Here is a 3,253-nt window from a genome sequence, read left to right as displayed (position 1 = left end):
CCCGCGGAGCGGGTCCCACAGCGCTGCGCGCTGTGCCAACGAACCGCCTCGCTGCGCTCGGCGGGGCTCGGCTTCGCCGAGCCAGGGCCGGCCCTTTGGGCCGGTGTCCTGCGCTTCGCTCCGGACAGGTTCGGGTTCCGCTGCGCTCCACCCGAACGACCCGCTCCGCGGGTCTGGGTGACCCCGTTTCACGGGGTCCGAGCCTTCGGCTCGTTGGGGTGTCCGCTCCGCTCCCACCCCATGGTCCTTCCGGCTCCGCCTCCAGGACCAGCCCGCTCCGCGGGCGCCAGCAGCAGTGAGGGCCGCGCGTCGTCTCCTGGCGCTGGGGGAGGTCGATCGGTCCAGCGCTCGCCATAGGCGGCTCGTATTGCTCTGGGGTGAGGTGGGTCAGAAGGTGTGCCACTCCTCGGCGGGAATGCAGTCCCACATGTCTCCGGTCCAGCCTTTGAAGAGGAAGACCGGCCGGGTCAGGACGATATGGCCGGCCCGCTGGACGCGGATGAACAGAACCAGGGTCGCCTGAGACGGGATTCCCGTCCGGGGCGTATCTCAAATCCGTGTGCGCCTGCTCCTGGGCATAGGCATGCAGCCAGCCTTCGGCCTCCGAGGGAACACGTCCGACCAGCCCCGCACCATCCAGAGTGACCTGAGGACCGTTCAGGGCATCGACCGCCACGGCCGCCAGGTGGCCCGTACCCGTGTAGTAGAGCGCCACCCCAGGGTCGGGGTACCGCTCCCAGTTGGCACCGCACCACCGCCGGGATACCCGGCACACGACCGTGTACGAGGTTCCGGGCCGCTGAGCGCGGCAGCCACCTCCTCCGGCCTCATACCGAACTCCAACGGCCCCACACCAACCAGCGGACTCCACACCCACTGCTCACGGTCCCCGTCCTCTTTGACGTCCCAAGGATCCAACGTCTCACTCCCCCACAACCAGGTGCTTCTTCTTGTTCTTCCTCGACCCTCACCAGACCACCACACAGCCGCAAGACTGCTGCTGCCGGGGGCAAGAGGCCCCGTACCATCCTCGTCGCACAGCCGACCCCGGTCATGCTGACTCAATTTAGGAACCGGATGAATTCGGGAAGCGGGACGGGGCACCACACGGGTGCGGCGGTAGGGTCGCGTGCATGTGGGTGGGACTGGATGCTGTCGACTGGGCGGCGCTGAAGCACAACTACGGGTCGGCCGAGGACGTGCCCGGCTTGCTGCGTCGGTGCGCGGGGCCGGACCCGGACGATGCCGAGGAGGCAGCGTGCGACCTGCTCAACTTGTTGTTTCATCAAGGCGGTTGGGTCTGCTCCGCCGCATCAGCTGCGCTGCCCTTCCTCCTGCGTCTTGCCGCGACTCCTGAGGTGACATGTCGTCGCACGGTGATGGAGCTGGTGGCAAGGCTGGCCTCGGAGGCGGAGCAGGTCATCGAAAGGTTCCTCGATCCCGGTTGGCGGCCAGCGTGGGAGCGGGCCCTGCCTGAGGTTCTGGTCCTACTGGGGAACCCTGAGCCCTGGATTCGGCGGGACGCCGCTGACGTGGTCGGTGTCTGCGGAAGTTCTGGTGAGCTGACCCTGCCTTCGCTGCTGCAGCGCTGGCAGGCCGAGGATGATCCAGCGACCCGGCTCGATGTGATCCTCGCACTCGGGCAGGCTGTGTTGCGACAGCCCGCGGGCGTGCACGCCGCCGAAGTCTTCGACCTCCTTCAGGGGCTGCTCAATGCCCCGGAGGCACAGGTGCGCCTGGCCGCAGTGCACGCACTCGCCCCAAGTAGGCCGGGCCTCCCCGAACAGCGGCTGGAGCTGTTGCTGGAGGCAGTCCGGGACCCCAGTGTCGAGTTGTGGCGCCACACTACGGCGATGGACTCCGGGACACAGGGTGTCCAGCACCGGACCGCAGCCCTGTTCCCCGGGCCGTGCACCGGCTTCGCTCTTGGCATGCTGAACAACCATCCCGCCGAAGAGCAGAGAACCGGCGCCCTGGCCCAGGCAGCAGGGCTGCTGGCTCACTGGCGCTCCCCTACCTCTGCTCTTCTCCCCCGCATCGCCGCCCGCCTGAACGACCCTGCCGACGAGGCCCGATTCCGGGCAGCCGAGCTGCTGGCCTGCCTTGGTCCCGCGTCCGCTGCCCACGCCGACGAGGTCGCCGCACTGCTCGGCGACAACGCCGCGAGGACGACCCGAAAGCGGGAGACCGTCAGCGAGGCTGCTTTGTGGGCACTGGCCAGGATGAACGATCCGCGCTGCCTGCCGGGCCTGATCGAGCTGGTGGCCGGCGCGCGGTCCGGGTTCGCATCGAACTCCGCCAGCTACCCCGCCACCGCCGGCTGGCACCATGCGGTCCTCCCCTCCCTCCCCGAGGTACTGCGAGGCCTTGCGGACCACGTAGAGCGGCTACTGCCAGCGGTCTGCGACCAGCTCGGTGCGACCACGGACCAGCAGGTGATCAACCGTTTCTGCCAGGTGCTTGCGGGCTGGGGTCCTGCGGCGAAGGCAGCGGTTCCGCAGCTTCTCAGCCTCATGGAGGACGACCGGAACTGGGACGGCGCGGCACTCGCCCTCGCCGCCATCGGACCGGCGGGCAACGGGGCCAGGGAACTGCTGCTGGCTCGGGCGGACGCAGGCGGGACGCACACGGAGCTCGCGGCATGGGCCTACTGGAAAGTCAGTGGTGAGCCAGGACCGCTCCTGGAGGCACTCGAACGGGCCGCGGCCCCGGGAAGCATCCCGCGTCCTGCCCTGCGCAAGCTCGCCGACCTCGGCCCACACGCTGCCCGCTTCGCGGACCGAATCCGGGCGATGACCACCGACACCGACCCCTGGTCCCGCGTCGAGGCAGCCCACGCCCTGTGGGCTGCGACGGGCGACACCGAGACCGCCGTCCCCGCGCTGATGACCGCCATCCAGGGCCTGGCCAAGGGCAACTACCTTCCCGTCATGCTCCCGGCAGTGCGCCACCTGGCACAGATCGGACCCGCCGCGCGGCCCGCCGCTCAACTCCTGCACGCCGTACCCCACCAAGACCTGCGGCTGCGCAGCAGCGGCGCCTGGCGCGGCTTCACCCAGGACGAAGACATCCGCGCTGCCATCAACGAACTGCTCGCCGTCTACGGATGACCCGCCCATCGCCGGCTGGGTCCACTGGAAAGTCTGAAGAGCAATGCCCTTAGGAGTTGTCCGGCCGATCATGTGACTACTCCCTGCTCAGGTCGTTGATGTGGGCATGGGGCGGGGTGATCTGAGTGATGCCGAGTGGGAAC

1 protein-coding gene is annotated in these 3,253 nt (G+C 69.0%); it reads left to right on the top strand.

Annotation, left to right across the window (positions count from 1 at the left end; translation table 11 throughout):
• The first annotated feature begins 1,133 nt into the window (after positions 1-1,133).
• A complete protein-coding gene (locus ACZ518_RS39405) occupies positions 1,134-3,110 on the top strand; it encodes a HEAT repeat domain-containing protein (RefSeq protein ID WP_469117845.1) in 1,977 nt (658 codons plus the stop codon).
• Positions 3,111-3,253: the final 143 nt, after the last annotated feature.

It is taken from the genome of Streptomyces sp. NPDC033966 (genome assembly GCF_055575955.1).
Note: the sequence above shows the minus strand (reverse complement) of the source record. Positions and strands in the feature narration are given on the sequence as shown.

Bases quoted from the DNA above. Each gene is read 5' to 3' on its own strand.
- ACZ518_RS39405 (WP_469117845.1), top strand. From the start codon at position 1,134: ATGTGGGTGGGACTGGATGCTGTCGACTGGGCGGCGCTGAAGCACAAC.